Source organism: Amphritea sp. GJ51-11 (assembly GCF_055808735.1).
On the sequence record NZ_CM147881.1, the window covers coordinates 179,046 to 202,326 of the forward strand.

Sequence of the window (23,281 nt, forward strand, 5' to 3'; positions counted from 1 at the left end):
CCCCTTAAGTCGTAAATCTTCAGCTCGATAAAGTTCCTAGACCCTGGTGTTAGGAGCTTTTATGTCAAATATTACAGCTACGCGGCCGATGCAAGGCTCTTCCACACCTATCGTATTAACGATTGCAGGCTCCGATAGCGGTGGCGGTGCGGGTATTCAAGCCGATATTAAGGCGATCTCCGCGACGGGCAGTTATGCCTGTTCTGTGATCACCGCCATTACCGCCCAAAATACCTTGGGCGTGTCCGCTATTTTTCCGATACCGCTGGAACATGTTGAAAAGCAGCTAGATGCCGTGTTTACCGATCTGAATGTCGTTGCCGTTAAGGTGGGGATGTTGGCTGATTGTGACATCATCAAGATCGTTGCCGCCAAAATAAAACAGTATCAGCCAGCATTCTTAGTGGTCGACCCGGTTATGGTCGCTACTAGCGGTGACTTATTATTACAAACTTCAGCGATCAACACGTTGAAATCAGAATTGCTTCCTCTAGCCGATCTTATTACGCCAAATCTACCCGAAGGGGCTGCCCTGATTAACTGCGAGGTGCCCGACAATGAAGATAGCATGGCGACCATGATCTCTGGCCTTCGTCAGTTGGGCGCAACCGCTGTGTTACTCAAAGGTGGTCACCTAGAGCAGGATGAAAACAGTAATGATCTGCTGATTTTGTCAGAGCAGGTACACCACTTTGCGGCTAAGCGAATTAATACGCGCAACACCCATGGCACTGGTTGTACCCTGTCGTCGGCTATTGCTTCCTATTTAGCTCAGGGCCGTGAACTATTAGAGGCGGTACGGTTGGGTAAACAGTATATCTCTCAGGCGATTGCCCATGCTGACGAATTAGCGATAGGCAAGGGGCATGGTCCAGTCAATCATTTCTTCAGTGGCCATGCGGATGTCCGCTAATCGACTAGCGGCTAATAACCAAGCGGTTAGTATCACTATCTCGGGCGGCTATCTGCGTTACCACGACAGTGACGACGCTATCTTAACCGGATTGAATATTGATGTGCCTAGCCGAGCTTGGACCTGTATTTTGGGCCGTAGCGGTTGTGGTAAGAGTTCATTACTGCGGTATCTAGCCAACCTGCTTGATGATAAAGCGGATTGGCGCGGCGAGTTAAGCACACAACCACCGTGTGACCTGAAAGATCATATTGCCTATATGGCACAACAAGATCTCTTAATGCCGTGGTTATCGGTATTAGATAACGTCCTGTTAAGCACTCAATTTGGTATAGATTCTCAGCCAAGCGCCATCGATGTGCAGCGGGTGAAAGCGCAGGGGTTATTGCAACAAGTAGGCTTGGCGGACCAATCAGACTATTTACCGCAGCGGCTCTCGGGGGGGATGCGCCAACGGGTAGCATTGGCGCGGACGCTGATGCAAGACAAGCCCATTGTGTTGATGGATGAACCCTTTTCGGCGTTGGATGCAGTCACCCGCTATCGATTACAAAACCTAGCCCATCAGTTGCTGCAAGATAAAACCGTGGTATTGATTACCCATGACCCACAGGAAGCGATTCGCTTGGCTGATCGGCTCTATATCATGCAAGGTCGGCCTGCTTTTGCCGAATCCCTAACGGTGCCCGATTCGGCGACACCGCGCGATTTTGGGGCTGAATCTGCACAGTTGCAGCAAACCATTATGGCGCGTCTGGAGCATGATTATGAATGATCTCATTCAGGCCAACGCTGTATCGCGTCAGTTAAAAAACAAAGAACGCATCCCCCATCCGTTGATGCGCATACTTATCAGTGCAGCAGTGATGATTGGGCTATGGCAAGCGGTGGTGGTCTTGTTTGAGATGCCTTCATTTATTCTTCCTAGCCCCGCTGACGTGTTTGCACGGCTGATCGAAAGATATGCGATTTTGTTGCAGCATAGCTGGGTGACGGCGCAAGAGATCTTATTGGGGTTGTTATTTGGCTTAACCATGGGGTTGTTGTTTGCGTTACAAATGTTGCTATTTAAACCGGTTAAACACTGGTTACTGCCCCTTTTGATTGCCAGTCAGGCGATCCCTGTCTTCGCCATCGCGCCGGTACTGATGTTGTGGCTGGGTTATGGTATCGCCTCAAAAATCGTTATGGCGGCGCTGATTATTTTTTTCCGATCACCATCTGTTGTTATGACGGTTTACGCAATACTCCGGTAGGCTATCTGGATCTGGCCAAAACCATGGGGGCGTCAAGGTGGCAAATGTTACGCCGTATTCAACTTCCATCGGCGTTACCTGCACTGGCTTCGGGCATTCGTGTGGCGGTGGTGATCGCGCCGATTGGGGCTGTCGCGGGTGAGTGGGTGGGGTCCAGCGCGGGCTTGGGCTATCTCATGTTGCAGGCCAATGCGCGCATGATGATAGATGAAATGTTTGCCGCGCTGTTTATATTATCCGTGTTGTCTATCGTGCTGTATTTTGTCGCCGACCGGCTGCTGAAAAAACTAATTCCCTGGGAAATCTAATCCCTAGGTCGTTATGAATGTATCGATTCGATGTATGTCGAACAATCGCAATATTAAAGGAAATTTCATGAAAAAGCGTATTCTTTTGGCCGCACTGGCAATGGTGGCAACGTTGCTGTCGGCGACGACTCAGGCAGAAACGAAAAACCTTAGCCTAATGCTGGATTGGTTTGTAAACCCGAATCATGGTCCTATCGTTATTGCTAAGCAGCGGGGCTATTTTGCCGATCAAGGTCTTGAGGTCGAGATTCAAGAGCCAGCCGACCCGAATATGCCACCTAAGCTGGTGGCCGCGAATAAGGTTGATTTAGCGATTAGCTATCAGCCTAATCTGACGATTGATGTCGCCGCGGGTTTGCCATTGATTCGCTCGGCCACCTTGATTGCAACACCGTTGAATATGCTGATGGTGCTAGATAACGATAAGATTAATGATCTAGCAGATCTAAAGGGAAAGAAAATTGGTATCGCGATCGCCGGCACCGAAGAAGCCAGTATCGGCACCATGCTCGATACCGTCGGTGTGAACTATGCTGATGTTGATATTATCAATGTTGGTTGGGCGCTATCAGCGTCACTGGCATCGGGTAAGGTTGATGCTATTTGGGGTGGGTTGCGTAACTTTGAAACCAATCAATTAGCCCTAGAAGGTTTTAAAGCGAAAGCCTTTTTTCCCGAAGAGCATGGCGTGCCGGTGTATGACGAATTGATCTTTGTTGCGAATGCCGATACCTATGATAAAGACGCCATCCGTGGTTTTAATAAAGCGATCGAGCAGGCAACAATTTATATTACGAACCATCCGCAAGCGGCTTGGGAAGAGTTTGTCGCTTACGCGCCGGATACTTTGAACAATGAACTGAACAAGCGGGCTTGGCGCGATACTCTTAACCGTTTTGCTCTGCGTCCTTCGGCGGTCGATCTGCAACGCTATGATGATTATGCTGAATTTATGTATGAACAGAAGATCATCAAGACGTTACCGAAAGCACAGGATTATGTACCTACGCTGTAATACAGGCCCTGAGTATCCGTCGTCGCGGCGGATGCGCACAAGAGTGTAGAGTTAACGGCGTTTCTGACACTGGGGCGAGACGCACGTGACGGATCTGATTGGTCTATCTTTATATCATCAGCTATCGAGGAGTGAGGCATGTTAGATCTATTGGTGCGCAATGTGAATTTGCCCGATGGTCGCAAGGGTGTTGATATTGCCATTAAAGAGGGCAAAATTGTTCAACTTGCCAAGGGGATTGAAGCGGCCGCTGTCTCGGAGATTGATGGACAGGGATATCTGGCGTCACCGCCCTTTGTGGATAGCCATTTTCATCTAGATTCGGCCCTCAGCCTTGGTCAGCCACGCTTAAATCAGAGCGGCACCCTGCTTGAGGGGATCGCCTTATGGGGCGAGCTAAAGCCTCAGCTGACGGTGGAGTCGATTAAGCAGCGGACATTAGCGATGTGCCGTTGGTCTATTTCGCAAGGTACCCTGTGTATTCGTAGCCATGTGGATATATGCGACGATCGTTTGCTCGCTGTGGAGGCGCTGCTTGAGGTGCGCGAAGAGATGCAGCCATATCTCGATCTACAGTTGGTAGCGTTTCCTCAGGATGGATTTCTACGCTACGGACGTGCTCGGGAAAACCTGTTACGGGCACTGGATAAAGGGATTGATGTGGTGGGAGGCATTCCCCATTTTGAACGGACCATGAGTGAGGGGGCCGCCTCGATACGCGAATTATGTGAGATCGCCGCCGCTCGGGGCCTACGGGTTGATATGCATTGCGACGAAAGCGATGATCCTCAATCGCGCCATATCGAGACACTGACCTATGAAACGCAACGCTTGGGGTTGAACGGTCGGGTGACAGGTTCCCATTTGACCTCGATGCATTCTATGGATAATTACTATGTCAGTAAGCTGCTGCCACTGATGTGTGAAGCTGGCATTCATGCGGTTGCTAACCCATTAATCAATATTACTCTGCAAGCCCGCCATGATAGTTACCCCAAACGACGGGGCATGACACGGGTCCCCGAATTAATGAATGCGGGTATCAATGTTGCCTTTGGCCATGATTGCGTCATGGACCCTTGGTACAGCATGGGCACACACGATATGTTAGAGGTGGCGAGCATGGGTTTGCATGTGGCTCAGATGACTAGTCTAAAGGGGATGCAGCAGGCCTATGATGCGGTTACGGTCAATGGTGCAAAAGTGCTGGGGCTAGAAGGCTATGGGCTAGAACCCGGTTGCTATGCTGACTTGGTGATTCTACAGGCTCGCAGCCCGATTGAGGCGTTGCAGTTGAAGCCAGCGCGTTTATATGTGATTCGTAGGGGGAAAGTGATCGCCACCACTCCAGAGCAACAACGTTCTATTATGTTGGGCGGTCAGCAACAGGCGGTTAGCTTTTCCACCGGTCTCATCTGAACTTAAGCCCTGAGCGGCCGCGTTATTCGCTGTCTTTTTGCAGGTGAATCGCCTCTTCTCGACGATGTCGGTAATGCTTCGGTGATTCATTGTATTTACGTTTAAACCAGCGGGTCAGGTGGGCGCTGTCGGCGAAGCCACATTCTTGGGAGATTAGGGTGATGGAGCGGGCGCTATTGGTAAGTAGCCATTCGGCATGTCGGATACGCATATCGCGATAGAAGTCGGAGGGGGTAACATTGAGTGAGTCCATAAAGGCTTTATTCAATTGCCTCATGGTGACATTCAGCTGTTGAGCAATTTCTCTAATTTCCAACGGTTCAGCGATGGTTTTTTCCATCATGGCGACCGCGCGGCGAACGCGAACATCATTCACTTGCAAGACAATATCGGCAAACTGATTACCTATATGGGTTTTACTTTGCTCGTCGTTGCCGTAATCCAAAATAACCAGCTTGAGTGCTTTGCGGGCCAGCAAAGGGCCGCAATGTTTTTTCACTAACTCGGCGGCTAAATAGGCGGGGGCGGCGCCGCCTATGGAGGTAAAACGGTCGCGATCGACGGTATAGGTTTGGTCTGATAAGGGCAGTGGGGCCGAATATTTTTCGGTAAATTCATTAAAGTGCTGAAAGTGAATGCTGCAGCGATAGCCCTCCAGCAAGCCGAGTTCTGCCATGATAAAACTACCGGTGCAGATGCCCACAATTGGTAAGCCATGTTCTGCACCTCGCTGGATAAATTCGCCTAAGGCGTCAGGTAATATATAGCTTCCGCGCAGAATACCGCCGACAACTACGATGTAATCGAAGTCATCATAACTAACCTCCGTGATCAGCTTTTTGGGGGCTATTTCAATCCCCGAGCTGGCACAGATATTATCATTGTTGTTGGACACCACGGTCCAATGACAGAGGTTCATTTGGCTGCGGTCAGCGGTATCACCGGCCAAACGCAATACATCGACGAAGGCCGAAAAAGAGAGCATGCTGAAAAAAGGGCTTAGTACAAAGGCGACACGCAAGTTAGGCTCCTGAGTGTTAATTAACATATCGATGGGCGGGAGAGTTTCATCTGCGTCAGTCATAACAGCAAGCCTGATTAATATCGTTAATTGACTATAGCGTATCGATCAGTAGGCTCAAACCCGTTATGTGACTCTCAGTTAAATAAGGCAGCAATGCTGCCCCAGCGGTATTGTAACTCGTTGTTTTTGATGATTAGATTTCAGGCCCCCAGGTATCTGACAGTGTATATCCCAGCGGGAAGGGATCGGATGGGTCAACGCCATACTCTTCCATCGAGTAGATCCAAGCCCGGCCCTCAATACGCGGAATAATGGCCTGTTTATCGCCGACGGTGGTCTCGGCGACGACTTCGCAGATAAAGCGCCCATCAATCGTGGATTTTATCTTCACCGGCTCATTCATTGCGATCTGATGACGGGCATACATCACTGCTAAGCGGGCGGAGCTGCCGGCTCCGCAGGGAGATCGATCCACTCTACCGGGGTAGATAATATTGGTACTGCGCAACTCGCCCTCATAGTTTCCGGTAAAAATGGCATATTCAATCTTATTCAAGGAGGGGTAGAGTGGGTGTTGGACGCTAATTTGTGCGGCCGCCGCCTGCTTTATACGGGTGCCCAGTTCTACCAAGGTGCGGGCCTCGGATGGGCGTAGTTTTAAGCCCAGGGCATTGGCATCGACGAGGGCAAAGTAGCAACCACCATAAACGATATCAACGGTTAGTTTCCCGAGGCCTTCAACCTCGATCTGCTGATCGAGGGCTTCGACAAAACTGGGCACCATGGTCAATGAAACGCTTTTACACTTGCCGTTTTCGCAATGTGCCGTGGCGGTGACTAAGCCTGCTGGGGTATCCAGTACCACTTCGGTGTGTGGCTCCTGCATCGGTATCATGCCGGTTTCGAGCAGGGCGGTGGTGACGCACATACTGTTGGAGCCCGATAAGGCATGGGCACAATCGGGTTGCATCGGGATAAAGCCAACATCGGCTTCCGGTTGGGTGGCGGGCAATAACAGATTCACGGTCATCTGAGAAAAGCCGCGGGGTTCAAAGAGTGCGAAGCGGCGGATGGAGTCATCGACCGTATTGATATAGTTCATTTTGTCCATCATGCTGCGCCCGGGAATATCCAGTACGCCAGCGGTAATCACTCGGCCAATCTCTCCCTCGGCATGTACGCCCAGCACCGAAATTTTTTTATTCCATTGCATGATATTACCTCTGCTGAGAGTGTCGGCCAGTAGTCTGGCCGACCCCCGTTGCTGCTGTACGATGCTAGTGGTTATATTCCTTCGCGGCGTCGAGCAGCCAGCTCCAGATATACTCGCTATAGCTGCGTTCGACATAGATGTCGAAACTATCGACACTGTGTCGATGCAAGAACACCTTGGTGATGGCTAGGCGGGTTTGTAAGCATTGTCCCGGTGGGAAGGTCGTTTCACTAAAATTAAGACTGCAGCCTTTTTTTAGCAGATCGACACTGGCTTGGCCCTGAAGGTGAAAGCAACATTGCCCATCGGTCACCGACATATAAACCTGACCACTTTGTGCCAGTTTATTCGCCAGTGTCGCTTCCTCTTGCTCTTCACAGATCAGATACCAGCGTTGCGGATTCGCCCAGATAGCGCGAAAGGCACCCGCTTGAGTAACCTCTCCGCTTTGCTGCGGCAGTGTTAATCCCGTTGCGGTAAAGACGGCGTCGGTGAAGTAACTATCCTCGGGATTGCCCCAAAGAATAAATTTACCCCGGAAGCTTTGATCCGATAGTTTCAACGTCTTCAGATTGCTACTTTGCTGTAGCAAGCGGGTTGGAATAGGCCCAATGCGCTGGGCTTGCATGCTCTTAGAGGCGATATTAAGCATTGAGTAGTCCTCCATCTTCGTCATAAAACAGTGGCTTGGTGACCTGAGCGGTCACGGTTTTACCATCAATATGCAGGGTGACTTTTTCGCCCAACCGTTCGAGGCCGTTTTCCAGCAGCGCCATGGCCATTGAGCGACCGAGGGTTGCACTCATATAGCTTGACGACACATGACCTTGCGAGCGTGTTTGCCCGGCAGATTCAAGACGGATTTGAGCCCCTTCGGGGATCACATAAGCAGGTTCATCGGTCAGCAAGCCAACCAGTTGACGTCGGCCAGAACGGGTTAGCTCCGGTAGGCTCAGTGCCCGTTTGCCGAGGAAGTCAGCTTTTTTCTTACCGACCGCCCAGCCCATGCCAAGATCGAAGGGCGTGACCGTGCCATCGGTTTCTAGGCCAACCGCGATATAGCCTTTTTCTGCCCGCAGTCGATGGATCGCTTCCAAGCCGAAGGGTTGAATACCTAGATTCGCACCGGCTTTGATCAACGCATTCCACAGAGCTGGCGCATAGCTTGAAGGCACATTAATTTCATAGCTATGCTCGCCGGTGAAACTGATGCGGAACACTCTCGCCGGTATCTCGGCAACGGTGCCTTCCCTAAATTGCATATGCGCAAAGGCTTCGGTGGAGAGGTCAATATCCGTGCTCACCTGTTGCAGGAGTTCACGTGCATTTGGACCGGCAATCGACACGGCAGCCCATTGTGTGGTTACTGGCGTGACATAAACATCCCAATCACTCCATTCACACTGCAGCCACTCTTCTACCCAGCTATAAACGGTTTCGGCATTACCGGTAGTGGTGGTCATGTGATAGTGGTTTTCACCCAGACAGGCGGTGACCCCATCATCAAAGATAAAACCGTCCTCTTTTAACATCACGCCGTAGCGGCAAGCCCCCGGTTTGAGGGTGTTCCAGCCGTTGGCATAGAGCATATTAAGAAGCTTCAGTGAATCAGGGCCCTGAATATCCAGCTTGCCTAAGGATGAGCCATCAAAGATACCAACCCCTTGACGTACGGCACGGCATTCGCGCAGTACGGCTTGTTCGCGGTTTTCGCCCGCGAGTGGGTAATAATCGGGACGCAACCAGAGTCCTGCCGGTTCAAAAACCGCCCCTGCTTGTTGATGGGTTTCATACAGGGATGTCTTGCGTCGAACTTGGAAAAACTCCCCAACCTGACGGCCAGCAACAGCGCCAAACGAAAGCGGAGTGTAAGGCGGACGGAAGCGGGTTGTGCCAACGGCCGGAATGGTACTGCTCTGTTCTTCGGCCAGAATGGCGAGCGCATTGATGTTGGATGTTCGTCCTTGATCAGGGCCCATACCGGTTGCGGTATAGCGCTTCAGGTGCTCAACGGATCGATAGCCTTCACGGTTAGCCAGTTCTACATCGCTGCTGGAAACATCATTATGCAGATCGACAAAGCGTTTGGTGCCCTGTTTGCGCACCGGCACTCGCCATAAGGCTTGTGGTGTGCAAGATGGCGACTCCTCGGCCCCTGGCCAGTTAGCCTGAGAGCTTTGGAAACCGGCCGCGAGCAGCGCCTGATGAGCGGCTTCAGCGCCTTCACGTAAGGCATCTATCAGACTGAAGTGGCCATTGCAGGCACCCACCGACTGAAGCTGCTGAGGAATGGAGGCGGGATCGGGTCGCAGGCAAAGCTGTGCTTCATCATATAGCAGTTTACCACCGGCCTGTGAAAACAAGTGTACCGTTGGTGTCCAGCCACCGGATTGGATAACCAGGTCGCACTGAATCTGCTGTTGTTCAGAGGTGAGTGTGTTTTGCGCGCTAAGGCCGCCTACTTCAACCGCGGTGACGCGCTTCTTACCCAACACATTGTGTACAACCGAGCCGCTTATTAGCGGGATATTGTGGTTGCTTACTTGTTGGCGTAGCGTTTCCGGTGGCGCTTGGCGAACATCTACAATAGCGGCAATAGTAACGCCTTTTTGCTGTAATTCAATGGCCGTCTGATAGGCCGTATCATTATTGGTAAACAGAACCGCTTTTTGCCCCGGTTTAACGCCAAAGCGATTGATATAGCTACGGGCACCAGAGGCTAACATCACACCTGGACGATCGTTATTACCAAAGACTAACGGTCTTTCGATTGAGCCGGTGGCCAAGATGACCTGCTTGGCTCTGATTTTCCACAGCCGTTCACGGGCAATGCCTCGACGGCGGACGTTTTCCGCCAGATGATCAGTGACACGTTCGAGGGCGGTTAAAAAGTTATCATCGTAATAGCCTGTCAGCGTGGTGCGTGGCAATAGGGTGACGTTGGAAAATTGTTGCAGTTCGGCGAGGCTTTGCTCGACCCACTGCAGCGGTGCTTGCCCATCGATTTTAGCAGTGTCCGCTAATAGGCTACCGCCAAATTTAAAATCCTGCTCGACCAGCAAAATACGGGCGCCACTCGGTGCCGCCTGACGTGCTGCCATGAGACCGGCTGGGCCGGAACCAACGATGACGAGGTCGAAGTGATCATAGCGATATTCATAGGTATCGGCATCCTCGACTTCAGGTGCCTTACCTAGTCCCGCAGAGCCGCGAATAGCATGCTCATAGATGTTCCAGAACTTAGCCGGCCACATAAAGGTTTTATAATAAAAGCCGCTGGGTAATAGGCGTGAAAATGCCCCGACCATCGCGCCAACGTCATGTTCGACACTCGGCCAGCAATGAATGCTGCGGCTGTTGAGACCTTCATAGATCTCAATTTGGGTCGCATTGACGTTGGTGGTGTGTCGCGCACCATTACCCACTTGAACATAGGCGCTACACTCTTCAACACCGGCGGACATGATGCCTCTTGGGCGATGCAGCTTAAAACTCCGGCCGATCAGATCGACACCATTAGCCATCAACGCCGAGGCGAGGGTATCACCGGCGACACCGGTATAGGGCTTATCATTAAAGCTGAAGTTGATCGTCTGTTGCCGGTCGATCAATCCACCTTGAGTGAGACGGTTTTTGGCATGGCTCATTGCAGACCCTCCGGAGCGTCATCGCCCATTTTATACACGGCCTTAAATTGATGGGTCTGGCTGCAGCGTAATGCGTTAAACCACTGGCCACAGCCAAAGCTGTGCTGCCAACGCTCGGCCTGCAGGCCCAGAGTGTTTTTGCGGTAATATAGATAATCAGCCCAGGCTTTATCATCTACCTGTTCTGGATCTACCGGGCGGTTAATATGGGCCTGCCCACCGTAATGAAATTCATGTTCTTCGCGGGCCCCGCAGAAGGGGCAATTAATCAATAGCATGGTTTTTCCCTCTGTTAGTGCACGCCGGACGCCGCGCCTTCATCAATCAGTCGGCCGGATGTAAAACGATCCAGGCCAAATGGTTTCACTAGCGGATGGGCTTTATCATTGGCGACGGTATCAGCCATCAAATCGCCTGCACCGGGTGTTGCTTTAAAACCGCCTGTGCCCCAACCACCATCGAGATAGAGGCCTTTAACATCGGTTAGTCCCATCAGAGGACTACGGTCTGGGGTGATATCGACGATACCGGCCCAGTGACGCATCATTTTGACGCGGCTGAATACCGGATAGAGTTCGAGAATCGCCTGTAGAGTCTCTTCGTTGACTTGCCAGCTGCCCCGTTGCGAATAGGACAGGTATGGGTCATTAGAGGCGCCGATAACCAGTTCGCCTTTATCGGATTGACTAATATAGGCATGCACGGTGGAGTCATTAATAATGGTGTTCATGCAAGGCTTCATGGGCTCAGAGACCATCGCCTGTAACGGTACGCTGACCATCGGTAATTCCAGTCCCGCCATCTTGGTGAGGTGACCTGAGTGGCCTGCAGCACAGAGCAGTACTTTATCGGCTTTGATTGTGCCTTTGGTGGTTTCCACCCCTTTGATCGCATTATTGGTGACGATCAAATCCTGCACTTCGCATTGCTGAATAATATCGACGCCCAGTGCATCGGCACCACGGGCATAACCCCAAGCAACAGCATCATGGCGGGCGGTTCCGCCACGGCGCTGCACAATGGCGCCAGTAATGGGATAGCGGGCAGAGCTTGTTAGGTTGGCATTAGGCAGCCATTTCTTTAATTGCTGCATGTTGAGAATTTCGGATTCGATACCGTTCTCAATCATGGCGTAGTGTCGTTGTAACAGGGTCGACATCTCATGATGGGAGTGTGCGAGGTTGAGCAAGCCGCGCTGGCTGAACATCACGTTATAGTTAAGCTCTTGCGAGAGGCCTTCCCACAACTGTAGGGAGTGCTCGTACAAGCGGGCACTATCATCGCGTAGATAATTCGAGCGAATAACCGTGGTGTTGCGGCCGGTGTTACCACCACCCAGCCAACCTTTCTCAATGACTGCGATACGTTTAACGCCATGTTTCTTAGCCAGATAATAAGCAGCGGCTAATCCATGACCGCCACCCCCGACGATAACGATATCGTATTCACGGGCAGGCGCCGGATTACGCCAAGCGGCCTGCCAGTTTTTATGGTGGCTAAGGCTGTGTTGCAGGAGTTTGAAAAACGAGTACTTCTGCATAATGGACTCCTATAGAGCGTTTATATTTATTGATGCCTTCGAGTGGATGGCCATTACAATTTAAGAAGATATGGCTTGTTTAAATTGAACGCTAAGTGCGTTTTATTGTACAGAGAGGTAATTGCAGGTAAAAAAATGCAGAAGCGGGGCTTCTGCATCAATTGTGGTGTGAATTTGCCTTAACTTGCAGGGTATTAAGCGGATTAAGGTAAACCGATGAAGGTTAAGTGAGAGCGTTTAGGTCCATTCGAGAATGACTTTACCTGAAGCACCAGACAGCATGGCATCGAATCCCTGCTGATAGTCATCGATGTTGAAACGGTGGGTGATAATGGGAGAAAGATCGAGACCACTCTGTAGCATAGCGCTCATTTTGTACCAGGTTTCATACATTTCACGGCCGTATATCCCTTTAATGATCAACCCTTTGAAGATCACCTGACTCCAATCGATGGCCATATTGTCACCAGGAATGCCGAGCATGGCGATCTTACCGCCGTGATTGATGCAGTCGAGCATGCTATGAAACGCCGAGGCAACTCCGGACATCTCCAAGCCTACATCGAAGCCTTCGCTCATGTTGAGTTCCTGCATGACGCTTTTGAGGTCTTCGGTGGCGACATTGACCGCCCGGGTAACGCCCACTTTCTTGGCCAGTTCCAGTCGGTAGTCATTCACATCGGTGATTACCACATGCCGGGCACCGACATGACGACAGATCGCCGCTGCCATAATGCCGATAGGGCCAGCACCGGTAATCAACACATCTTCACCAACCAAATCGAAAGACAGTGCGGTGTGGGCCGCATTGCCGAGTGGGTCGAGAATCGAAGCCATTTCATCACTGATAGAATCCGGCAAATTGAACGCGTTACTCGCCGGAATCACCAGATATTCAGCGAAGGCACCGGGCCGGTTAACACCGACACCGACGGTTTCGCGGCAGAGATGTTGCTTGCCCGCACGACAGTTACGGCAATGACCGCAGACGATATGACCCTCACCGGAGACCCGATCACCCAGTTTAAAACCGGAGACTCCTTCACCGATCTCAACCACGGTGCCAACATACTCATGGCCAACAGTCATGGGTACGGGAATGGTCGACTGGGCCCAACTATCCCAGTTATAGATATGCATATCGGTGCCGCAGATGGCGGTCTTATTAATCTTGATAAGAATATCGTTATAGCCCGGCACCGGTTTCGGTTCATCGCGTAACCAGAGCCCGGTTTCGGGTTTTAATTTCGCCAGTGATTTCATGCGATGACTCCCAGCTCTCGTCCGACCTTGGCAAAGGCCGCGATTGCTTTATCGATATGCTCTTTATCGAGCGCGGCGGATATCTGGGTTCTGATACGGGCTTTACCTTGAGGCACGACAGGGTAGAAAAAGCCGACCGCGTAGACCCCCTCTTCTAATAATCGGGCCGACATGGTTTGCGCCAGTTTGGCATCCCCAAGCATTACCGGAATGATCGGGTGTTCACCGGGTACTAAATCAAACCCAAGTTCACCCATTGCTGCACGGAAATAGGCCGCGTTGTGGTGCAGTTTCAGGCGAGATTCGGCCGATTCTTCCAGCATATCCAGCACTTTTACCGAGGTCGCGGCAATTACCGGCGCCAGAGTGTTTGAGAACAGGTAGGGGCGAGAGCGTTGACGCAGGATCTCAACGACCGAAGCTTTAGCGGCGACATAGCCACCCGAGGCGCCTCCGAGGGCTTTGCCCAACGTGCCGGTGATAATATCGACTCGTCCCATCACATTACAGTGCTCATGGGTGCCACGGCCATTTTCCCCCATAAAGCCAACCGAGTGAGAGTCATCCACCATCACTAGTGCATTATATTGTTCGGCTAAATCACATACGCCCTGTAAATTGGCAATGGTGCCATCCATGGAGAAGACTCCATCGGTGGCGATCAACTTAAAGCGCACACCCGCCGCATCGGCGGCTATTAGCTGAGCTTCTAGATCGGCCATATCATTATTGGCATAACGGTAACGTTTGGCTTTACACAAACGCACTCCGTCAATAATGGAGGCGTGGTTGAGGGCATCAGAGATGATCGCATCCTCAGGCCCTAACAGGGTTTCGAATAAGCCGGTATTAGCGTCGAAACAGGAGGAGTAAAGGATGGTATCTTCCATCTGCAAAAACTGGCTAATACGGTTTTCTAACTGTTTATGGATGGTTTGAGTACCGCAAATAAAGCGCACGGATGCCATGCCATAGCCATATTGGTCAATCGATTCTTTGGCTGTTTCCCGTAGTTGTGGGTTATCAGCGAGGCCTAAATAGTTATTGGCACACATGTTGACCACCTGTTCACCGGTGGTGATGTTAACCTCCGCTTTTTGATGCGAGCTGAGCACCCGTTCGCGTTTAAACAGACCTTGCTGCTCAATGTTTTTAAGTTCGTTTTCAAGGTGATCAAAGAATGATTGTTTCACAGAGGTTGCTCCTCATTAATTATTAGTGGGTAAAAAAAGCGTTGTGCAGGGATTGAACCGCCTGGCTAATATGCACATCATCGATCAGTAACATCAGATTGATGCTTCGATAGCCAAGACTGAGCATCTCGGTGTCGATCTGTTGTGCTTGTAGGATCGCCAACACATCGACGTTATAGCGGATGAAGTCGTTTGGCTGTGGCGCAACAATCGCGATAATGGTTTTGTTATTAACCACTTCACAGTCGCCGAACGCTTTTAGCTCCCGCAGTGCTAAATTAAGTTGAGCAGAACTTTCCGTCGAAAATGATAACGACACTTCTGATGTTGAAATCATATCGACAACAATCTGGTATCGACCCAGTATAGTGAAGATTTCCGCGAGAAAGCCTGAATGTTGCAACATCGCCGAAGAATTGATGGTGACAATGGTTTGGTGTTCTTTATAGGCGATGCTGGTGATGTGATCTCGATGATCCGATGTTGTTTGGCGAATCAGTGTGCCGGGATGCTCCGGGGCGTTAGTGTTCATCACTCGCAGAGGAATGGCTGCGCGAGTGACCGGCTCGAGTGAAGCCGGGTGTAGAATACGGCTGCCAAAACGAGCTAGTTCGGAGGCCTCTCTAAAGCTCATTTGAGGAATATTACGGGCATTGGCAACTAGGCCAGGGTCCGCACTCATGACACCGTCGGTATCACTCCATATCTCGCAGCTGTCGGCGACTAACGCCTCAGCAAATAGGGTCGCACTCAGGTCACTACCATTACGGCCAAGGGTGGTGATATTGCCCTGCTGATCCTTAGCGATAAAACCGGTTACGATGGGAATAACGTTTTCAAAGGTGGTCCGTTGTTTGGCAATCGCCTGTTGATAACCCTCGATAGGACGGGCTGCACCAAAATTGGAATCGGTGATTAAGCCTAATTCCCAAGCATCGAAGGGCAGTGCATTAAGCCCCTGTTGCCGTAGATACCAAGCAATCACTCTGACCGACATACGCTCGCCAAAGCTGGCGACATAATCGAGTGTGCGGGCACTCAGTTCGCGAACCAACGAGATGCCACGTAGTAGGGCGGTTAGCTCTTCATAGAGTGTTTTTAAGCAGGCATCAGGACAGCCCAATGATTGGCAAATTTGCTGTTGTCGAGCCAATGCTAGGGGGATATCAAGATGGCCTTGTGCCGCTTGAGTCGCTGCTTCGATCAGTTGTGATGTCACCCCTTTATGGGCCGAACTAATCACCATCTGAGGCTGGTCAGCACGGCTTTTGATAATGTTGGCTACTTTCTCTATCTGCTGTCGGTCGGCAACTGAGCTGCCACCAAATTTAATTACTATCATCATGTACACCCGGGTTATTATTTTTCTTCTCGGTGCCCCGCGAGAAGACAGGAAGTATAGGTATAACATAAGGGGCAGGGGACTTTGAAGATTGAATAAAAATAGCGTTTTTTAGAATAAAAAAGCAGCCGCGACGAGATGCTCGCGGCTGAAGGGGTGTTCTCAAGCGTTTTAGTGTTCACCTGAACACCGAGGCAAGATCCGCACCATCGATGTAAATATGTTAATTCTGGGTTAGGCATTGGCGAAGATAATGGTTTTACCTTGGTCAACAAAAATCCGCTTTTCAATATGGTATTGCAGTGCCCGGGCCAATGTTTGGCATTCGATATGGCGGCCCTTTTCGGTCAGGCCGGCGGTGCTGTAAGTATGATCAACCGTTTCGACACACTGAGTAATAATAGGGCCTTCATCCAAGTCAGGTGTGACATAATGGGCAGTGGCCCCCACCAGTTTTACACCTTTATCAAAGGCTTGTTCATAGGGCTTTGCCCCTTTGAAACCGGGCAATAGCGAGTGATGAATATTGATAGCCCAGCCATTTAACTGCTGGCATATGTCCTGAGATAGCACCTGCATATACCGAGCTAGCACCACGAGGTCAGCATTTTTTTCTTGGATAATTGCCATCATCTGACGTTCTTGTTCTGGCTTGGTGTCAGCGGTTATCGGCAGGTGATAATAGGGAATGCCATGCCACTCGGCCAGCGACGCCAAGTCGGGATGATTGGAAATGATGGCAGGAATTTCTATTTTAAGCTGCTGGGTTCGGTAGCGATAAAGTAGATCATTCAGGCAGTGATCGTGTTTGGATACTAGTATTACAACCCGAGGTTTTTGGCCTATTTCTGCGAGTTCCCAGGTGATGTCGTGTTGCGCACTTTTAGCTGTGAAAAAACGGTTAAATTCAGCCATATCAAAGTCTTTACCGTCATCAAAACCAAAGGCTGATCGGAAAAAGAATTTATCAGTTTTAACATCGTCGAAGGAGTGAACTTCGTTCATATAGGCGCCAAAATGAGACAGGCTGGAGGTGAGTAGGTCAAGCGCACCGATCTTTCGAGGAGCCGATGCGGTGAGTATATGGGTGGTATCTGTATTCATATTGGCATACCTGTTTCATTTTAGTTGTTATAGGGTGATCTAGGGTATTCAATGCGGCGCGCTAGCATTCGATAACATTGACCGCGAGACCGCCGAGTGAGGTTTCTTTATATTTACTTTGCATATCGATGCCGGTTTGTTTCATGGTTTTGATTACTTTATCGAGGCTGACAAAGTGCTCGCCATCACCGTTTAAGGCGATGCGACAGGCATTGATCGCTTTCACCGCCGCCATCGCATTACGCTCAATACAGGGCACCTGAACTAAGCCGGCAATCGGATCACAGGTCAGGCCGAGATTGTGTTCCATAGCGATTTCAGCGGCATTTTCGATCTGCTGTGGCGTGCCTCCAGAAACGGCGGCTAAACCTGCTGCCGCCATAGAGCAGGCTGCGCCCACTTCGCCTTGGCAGCCGACCTCGGCACCGGAGATCGAGGCATTCTTTTTGCACAGAATGCCGACCGCTGCCGCGGTTAAGAGAAAGCGAATCACACCGCTTTCATTGCCGGAATAATAAAAACGCATGTAGTAATGCAAGACAGCCGGAACAATGCCTGCCGCGCCATTGGTGGGAGCCGTGACGACTCGGCCACCGGCGGCATTCTCTTCATTAACCGCCAAGGCATACAACGACACCCAATCCAGCGCAGAAAGAGGATCACGCAGTGATTGCTCTGGACGGGATGTCAGCTTGCGGTGCAGTTCAGCGGCTCGTCGTTTGACGTTGAGGCCACCGGGAAGAATACCTTCCTGCTGACAGCCTCGATTGACGCAGTCTTGCATCGCTTGCCAGATGATCATTAATTGATCGTTGATCTCGGCACGGCTGCGCCATTGTTGTTCGTTAGCCAGCATGATGTCACTGATCGACAGTCCTTCGCGCTGACAATGCCCTAGCAGTTGTTCCATACTGTCGAACGGGTAGGGTGTTTGAGCGTCGATTAAGTCGCTGTCTGTTGCGGCGGCATGTTTGAGGGCCGCATCATCGACGACAAAACCTCCGCCAATAGAAAAATACTCGCGGTTTAGGAGGGTTATTCCCGCCGCATCTCGTGCGCTAAACCGCATTCCATTAGGATGCTGCGGTAAAGGTGTGAGAATTAATTTGAGATCGCCCGCTTCATTAAATGGAATGCGATGGCCATCAGGTAGGCGCAATTGGCCCTGTTCGCGAATCTCTTTTAAGCGTTGCTGCATCACCTCCGGCTCGGCGGTATCGGGTCGCTGTCCTTCTAACCCGAGGATCACCGCCATATCGGAGGCGTGGCCTATTCCTGTGGCGCCGAGCGAACCCAGTAGTTCGATTTGAATACGCACAACCTGCGGCAGTAGGCCACTAAGCTGCAGTTCGTGGGAAAAACTAGCTGCCGCCCGCATCGGTCCAACCGTATGCGAACTGGACGGGCCGATACCTATTTTAAAAAGATCGAAAACGCTGATGGCCATATATACCTCTTAGGTTCTTAACCTATTATGCGTAGACAGGAAAACGGGCGCAGAGCGCTTTGACGTTCTCTTTTACTTGGGCGATTACGAGAGGGTCTTCGAGGGCGTCCATGACGTCACATATCCAGCCGGTCATTTGGCGGACTTCTGGCTCTTTAAAGCCTCGGCTGGTGATCGCTGGTGTGCCGACGCGAATACCGCTAGTGACAAACGGCGATTGTGGATCGTTAGGCACGGCGTTCTTATTAACGGTAATGTTGGCTTGGCCTAAGGCGGCGTCGACGGCTTTACCTGTCAGTCCTTTATCGATCAGATCAACCAGCATCAGGTGGTTGTCGGTGCCGCCGGAGACGATGTTATAACCCCGCTCAATAAAGACTTCCGCCATGGTGTTGGCATTCGCGACAACCTGACCTTGGTAGTGCTTGAATTCGTCGCTCATCGCTTCGTTAAACGCGACCGCTTTTGCCGCAATGGCGTGCATCAACGGGCCGCCCTGTTGTCCTGGAAAAACCGCAGAATTAAGTTTCTTCTCAAGTTCCGGGTTGGCTTTTGCCAGAATCAGACCACCACGGGGGCCGCGCAGGGTTTTATGGGTCGTGGTGGTGACGACATCGGCATAGGGAATCGGCGTGGGGTAGTGGCCGGTTGCGACCAGTCCGGCAACATGTGCCATGTCGACCATCAGGTAGGCGCCGACACTGTCTGCAATCGCGCGGAATTTCGCCCAGTCAACGGTTCGAGAGTAGGCAGAGAAACCCGCTAAAATCATTTTAGGCTGGTGCTCATGGGCGAGACGTTCCACCTCGGCGTAATCGATCTCGCCACTGGCTTCATCGAGTCCATACTGTATGGCGTGGTACATTTTTCCTGAGAAATTGACATGAGAGCCGTGTGTTAAGTGACCGCCGTGGGCGAGGCTCATACCGAGTACGGTATCGCCGGGTTCTAGCAGGGCCATATAGGCGGCGGCATTGGCTTGTGAGCCTGAGTGCGGCTGCACATTGGCATGGTCGGCATTGAAGAGCTCTTTCGCCCGTTCAATCGCCAGAGATTCGACAACATCGACATGTTCGCAACCCCCATAATAGCGTTTAGCGGGGTAGCCTTCGGCATATTTATTGGTCAGCGAGGTGCCCTGAGCTTCCATCACCAGTGGGCTGGTGTAGTTCTCTGAAGCGATAAGCTCAATATGCTCTTCTTGGCGAATGCCCTCAGCGGTAATGGCGTCCCACAGTGCCGGGTCACTTACTTGAATCGAATTTTTTTATTAAACATAGAACCGATACTCATTAGCAAATCAATTGGAGCGCTAACGTTAATTCACAGTTCGGTCTTTGAAATAGAACGGTTGATACTTAAATTTGAATAAAAGGGTTTGTTAGTGGCTTAACTAAAAAGGCATTTTTCACCCTGTAAGAGGTGTGGTTTCATCGCGTTAAAGCGGTTTCAGCAGAGTGTGTGGCTGGCTTTTCATCAATGGTAGTCGTGGCTGAAGGTGTGGCGGCTGGATCGCTCGTTCTAGAATAAGTTGTCTGCGTTCAATTTTGCTTTGGCGATAACTTGCAGGATGAATAGACATCAAAGCGACGTTCCCCGTCCGGTGTGAGCAACAAATATAACAACGAACTCTTTTAGGGCTACTTTTATGAACAAGATAAAGTCGATATCGAAAAGCATTATTTCTAGTCTTACCATCGCCGCCGCTTGCTTAGGCGGTATTGAGGCTAGCGCGGCCACACGACTGACGATGGCAGGGCAATTTAACGAAGACCACATCGCCACCAAAGCGCAGCGGGTGTTTGCCGAGCGAGTCGAAGCTGAAACCGACGGTCGGGTGCAGATTCGTGTGTTCGCCGCTAATCAGTTGGGTGATTATACTCAAGTGTATGATGAGCTGCGTATCGGGACCATTGATATGGCGTTGATCAGTGTGCCCAGCCAGTACGATAAGCGTTTAGAGCTGGGTTACTTGCACTATATTGCCAAAGATTATGAAGGGATTCGTAAAAATTATTCACCAGGTTCTTTTGTCTATAACAAAATGAACCAGCTCCATAATGAGCAGGGTGTGAAGTTCATGGGGTTCCATGTTGATGGTTTTGGTGGCATCGGACTGACCAAGCTACCTGTAAAAATTAAAGATGTTAGCTCACCTAAGAATGATGTTTTAGTGCGAGTGCCGCCGATGGATATCTTTAAACTCACGGCGGATGACCAAGGCTTTAGAACGGTTTCCATCCCTTGGGCCGATCTTTATACCGCGATGCAAACCGGCGTAGCGGATGGTTGGGTAGGCGGCACGTCGAGCCTCAACTATCAGCAGTTCCGAGATGTGATCAAATACTATGTGGTCAATAACAACTTTATTGAGCACACCGCATGGTTGATGAGCCAGAAATCCTTGAGCAAGGTATCGCCAGAAGACGCCGCTACGATTGAGCGGCTTGCCAATGAATTGGCTGCGCAAAGCATCGATGAAAGTAAAGAGAATGATGAAAAAGGGCTGCAACAGCTCGAAGCCGCAGGCATTCAGGTTATTCGTCTGAATGATACTGAACTGCAAGACTGGGCTAATAATGCCCGGGTTAAAACCTGGTCAAAACTCAGCACCGTTTTAAGTGCTGATCTGATTGAAGAGCTCACACAGGAATTTGTTAAGTAAACCCTGTGTATTTGCGGAGGGTAATCCCCTCCGTTATTTTCGTTCAGCTTTCGATCGGGTATATCACATGTCATTACTATGTAGATTAAACAGACTGCAACTTAAGGGTCAGGCCGTGCTGATGGTGTTGGCTTCAGTCTTTATTGTTATCGGCGTCAGTGCGATGGCGATCATGCGCTATGTGTTTGAAAGCAATCTTTATGGTGCAGAAGAGATCATTTTGATCAGTGCATTTTGGATCTATTTTCTAGGTGCTGGCCATGCCAGTTATCAGCGTAAACATATCTGCGCGGAAGTCTTTTCAGTCTATTGTCGCTCGGAAACGATTAAATCAGCCGTCAAAGTGCTGGCCGAGATGATCACCCTAGGACTCGCGGCGCTCTATACCTACTGGGCAGTTGAGTTTGTCTCACGCAGCTTTCTGGAGGGCGGGGTAACACCGGTTTGGCGAATCCCCTTAGTCATTGTACACGTATCAATTTTAATTGGTTTTATCCTGATTACGCTTTATTCCGCACGGGACTTAAAGCAAACAATAAAAAAATACGTTCATAAAGTTAATCTTTATATTCTAAGGATGGCGGTTCTATGGTTATTGCACTTGCGCTTACTATTCTTATCTTTACCCTGATTATCGGGGTGTCTGTGCCATTCGCTTTTTTGGCCTCGGCAACCTCAATCATATTTCTATATGATTATGATCCAGCATTTATATTGCCCTATGGCTTTAGCCGTATGAATAATATCGTCTTACTAGCCATCCCGCTGTTTATTATTGCGGGTAGTGCTATTAATAAATCTCACCTAGGCAATAAATTGGTTGATCTGATCGAACTGTTTGTTGGTCATATTAAAGGCGGTCTTGGGGCGGTGACGGTTGTCTCCAGTGCGGTCTTTGGCGCGCTAACGGGGAGCGCATCAGCAACGCTCTCAGCGATCGGCACCATTATGTTTCCGCGCTTGGCGAAATCAGGATACCCGGTCGGGCACTCAGCCGCGTTGATTGCCAATGCCTCGGTTTTAGGGTTGTTAATCCCCCCCAGTGCCTTGATGATTCTCTATGCATGGGTGGGTAACCAATCGGTCTTAGCCTCCTTCTTAGCCTGCTTTATACCGGGCATTATTGTCACGTTATTGCTCTGTGTCGTTAACTACTTCCTCCTCCGTAATCACGATGGTCTTACGGTTTCACCCGCGCCAAAAGGGCGTGAGTTTGTCGCCGAGTTTCGTCGTCGCGGTCTGAATTCAATGCCCGCATTGGCGATGCCTATTTTGATCTTGGGCGGAATCTATGGCGGTTTTGTCACCCCGACAGAGGCGGCCGCGTTATCGGTGTTGTATGTCATCCCTGTGGGTATCTTTGTGTATAAAGAGCTGAATCATAAAACCCTGTGGGAGGTTTTTTTAGAGTCCGCCGTTACCACCGGTGTGATTATGATCATGCTGTATTGCGTCATGATTTTGAGCCGTTTGTATGTGATGGAAGACTTGCCCGGCACCATTCTAAGCTTTTTTGATGATCTATCGATTAGCCCAATTATGGTGTTATTACTGATTAACATCGTCATGGTTGTTATCGGTATGCTGATGGATGATGTCAGTGCCGTGTTGCTGGCAACCCCACTGATGTTACCGCTGGCGCTTGAGCTGGGGGTGTCGGGCACGCAGTTTGCCGCCATCGTTGGTGTGAACTTAGGGATGGGCAACATTACACCGCCTACCGCGCCATTACTGTATCTTTCGGGTCAACTGAGTGGGGCGTCTATTAAAGACACCATGAAGCCGACTCTGTATATGATTTGCTTTGCTTGGATACCCACCTTGATGTTGGTAACCTTTGTACCCGAGGTCTCCCTCTGGTTACCGAAGCTAGCCGGTTTAGGTTAGTCGCGGCGTTTAAGCGTTGATAGCGATGGCCTAAATCTCAGCAAT

General features: G+C 50.5%; 19 protein-coding genes and 1 pseudogene. 8 read left to right on the top strand and 12 right to left on the bottom strand.

Translation table 11 applies throughout. The features are described 5' to 3' along the window. Positions 1-61: 61 nt before the first annotated feature. The 5 genes and pseudogenes from thiD to AC0L4K_RS00805 all read left to right on the top strand — a co-directional run bounded on the left by thiD (position 62) and on the right by AC0L4K_RS00805 (position 4,911). Positions 62-913, top strand: a complete 852-nt coding sequence (thiD, locus tag AC0L4K_RS00785; RefSeq protein WP_473267900.1) for a bifunctional hydroxymethylpyrimidine kinase/phosphomethylpyrimidine kinase — start codon at positions 62-64, stop codon at positions 911-913. Then, positions 903-1,688: an ABC transporter ATP-binding protein gene (locus AC0L4K_RS00790; protein WP_473267901.1), complete on the top strand. Its 786-nt coding sequence runs from the start codon at positions 903-905 to the stop codon at positions 1,686-1,688. The genes thiD and AC0L4K_RS00790 overlap by 11 nt, the downstream gene beginning before the upstream one ends. A 283-nt stretch (positions 1,689-1,971) precedes the next feature. Next, positions 1,972-2,477: pseudogene (locus AC0L4K_RS00795) on the top strand (ABC transporter permease). Positions 2,478-2,544: 67 nt separating this feature from the next. Beyond that, positions 2,545-3,492 carry an ABC transporter substrate-binding protein gene (locus AC0L4K_RS00800; protein ID WP_473267902.1) on the top strand — a complete coding sequence of 316 codons (948 nt, stop codon included), beginning with the start codon at positions 2,545-2,547 and terminating at the stop codon, positions 3,490-3,492. 138 nt (positions 3,493-3,630) lie between these two features. Further along, on the top strand, positions 3,631-4,911 hold the full coding sequence (locus AC0L4K_RS00805) for an amidohydrolase family protein (RefSeq protein ID WP_473267903.1): 1,281 nt from the start codon (positions 3,631-3,633) through the stop codon (positions 4,909-4,911). Positions 4,912-4,933: 22 nt separating this feature from the next. On the opposite strand, the gene AC0L4K_RS00810 is transcribed toward AC0L4K_RS00805, so the two are convergent. From AC0L4K_RS00810 to glyA, 12 genes are all read right to left on the bottom strand, one after another. Further along, on the bottom strand, positions 4,934-5,995 hold the full coding sequence (locus tag AC0L4K_RS00810) for a GlxA family transcriptional regulator (protein WP_417227873.1): 1,062 nt from the start codon (positions 5,993-5,995) through the stop codon (positions 4,934-4,936). Positions 5,996-6,128: 133 nt separating this feature from the next. Then, positions 6,129-7,148 (bottom strand): proline racemase family protein, encoded by a 1,020-nt coding sequence (locus tag AC0L4K_RS00815; RefSeq protein ID WP_473267904.1) that lies wholly within the window; start codon positions 7,146-7,148, stop codon positions 6,129-6,131. Between the two features lie 64 nt (positions 7,149-7,212). Next, positions 7,213-7,800 carry a sarcosine oxidase subunit gamma gene (locus AC0L4K_RS00820; protein WP_473267905.1) on the bottom strand — a complete coding sequence of 196 codons (588 nt, stop codon included), beginning with the start codon at positions 7,798-7,800 and terminating at the stop codon, positions 7,213-7,215. Next, on the bottom strand, positions 7,793-10,795 hold the full coding sequence (locus AC0L4K_RS00825) for a sarcosine oxidase subunit alpha family protein (protein ID WP_473267907.1): 3,003 nt from the start codon (positions 10,793-10,795) through the stop codon (positions 7,793-7,795). The genes AC0L4K_RS00820 and AC0L4K_RS00825 overlap by 8 nt, the downstream gene beginning before the upstream one ends. Next, positions 10,792-11,073, bottom strand: a complete 282-nt coding sequence (locus AC0L4K_RS00830) for a sarcosine oxidase subunit delta (protein ID WP_473267908.1) — start codon at positions 11,071-11,073, stop codon at positions 10,792-10,794. The genes AC0L4K_RS00825 and AC0L4K_RS00830 overlap by 4 nt, the downstream gene beginning before the upstream one ends. A 14-nt stretch (positions 11,074-11,087) precedes the next feature. Continuing rightward, on the bottom strand, positions 11,088-12,335 hold the full coding sequence (locus AC0L4K_RS00835; protein ID WP_473267909.1) for a sarcosine oxidase subunit beta family protein: 1,248 nt from the start codon (positions 12,333-12,335) through the stop codon (positions 11,088-11,090). A gap of 237 nt (positions 12,336-12,572) precedes the next feature. After that, positions 12,573-13,598 carry an L-threonine 3-dehydrogenase gene (gene tdh, locus AC0L4K_RS00840; RefSeq protein WP_473267910.1) on the bottom strand — a complete coding sequence of 342 codons (1,026 nt, stop codon included), beginning with the start codon at positions 13,596-13,598 and terminating at the stop codon, positions 12,573-12,575. Next, positions 13,595-14,791, bottom strand: a complete 1,197-nt coding sequence (locus tag AC0L4K_RS00845) for a glycine C-acetyltransferase (RefSeq protein ID WP_473267911.1) — start codon at positions 14,789-14,791, stop codon at positions 13,595-13,597. The genes tdh and AC0L4K_RS00845 overlap by 4 nt, the downstream gene beginning before the upstream one ends. Before the next feature lie 22 nt (positions 14,792-14,813). Beyond that, complete coding sequence (locus tag AC0L4K_RS00850; RefSeq protein WP_473267912.1) at positions 14,814-16,136, bottom strand: aspartate kinase; 1,323 nt, start codon at positions 16,134-16,136, stop codon at positions 14,814-14,816. A 231-nt stretch (positions 16,137-16,367) separates the two neighbouring features. Then, positions 16,368-17,237: a formyltetrahydrofolate deformylase gene (purU, locus tag AC0L4K_RS00855; RefSeq protein WP_473267913.1), complete on the bottom strand. Its 870-nt coding sequence runs from the start codon at positions 17,235-17,237 to the stop codon at positions 16,368-16,370. Positions 17,238-17,298: 61 nt separating this feature from the next. Beyond that, complete coding sequence (locus AC0L4K_RS00860) at positions 17,299-18,684, bottom strand: L-serine ammonia-lyase (RefSeq protein ID WP_473267914.1); 1,386 nt, start codon at positions 18,682-18,684, stop codon at positions 17,299-17,301. Between the two features lie 25 nt (positions 18,685-18,709). Further along, positions 18,710-19,942, bottom strand: a complete 1,233-nt coding sequence (glyA, locus tag AC0L4K_RS00865; RefSeq protein WP_473269186.1) for a serine hydroxymethyltransferase — start codon at positions 19,940-19,942, stop codon at positions 18,710-18,712. A gap of 390 nt (positions 19,943-20,332) precedes the next feature. Here glyA and dctP point away from each other — a divergent pair, with 390 nt between their 5' ends. From dctP to AC0L4K_RS00880, 3 genes are all read left to right on the top strand, one after another. After that, positions 20,333-21,349, top strand: coding sequence for a TRAP transporter substrate-binding protein DctP (gene dctP, locus AC0L4K_RS00870; protein WP_473267915.1), 1,017 nt, complete (start codon positions 20,333-20,335; stop codon positions 21,347-21,349). A gap of 67 nt (positions 21,350-21,416) precedes the next feature. After that, on the top strand, positions 21,417-21,980 hold the full coding sequence (locus AC0L4K_RS00875; protein ID WP_473267916.1) for a TRAP transporter small permease: 564 nt from the start codon (positions 21,417-21,419) through the stop codon (positions 21,978-21,980). Further along, the gene (locus tag AC0L4K_RS00880; RefSeq protein WP_473267917.1) at positions 21,938-23,236 is read left to right on the top strand and encodes a TRAP transporter large permease; all 1,299 of its coding nucleotides are present in this window, start codon (positions 21,938-21,940) and stop codon (positions 23,234-23,236) included. Before AC0L4K_RS00875 ends, AC0L4K_RS00880 begins: the two co-directional genes overlap by 43 nt. Positions 23,237-23,281: the final 45 nt, after the last annotated feature.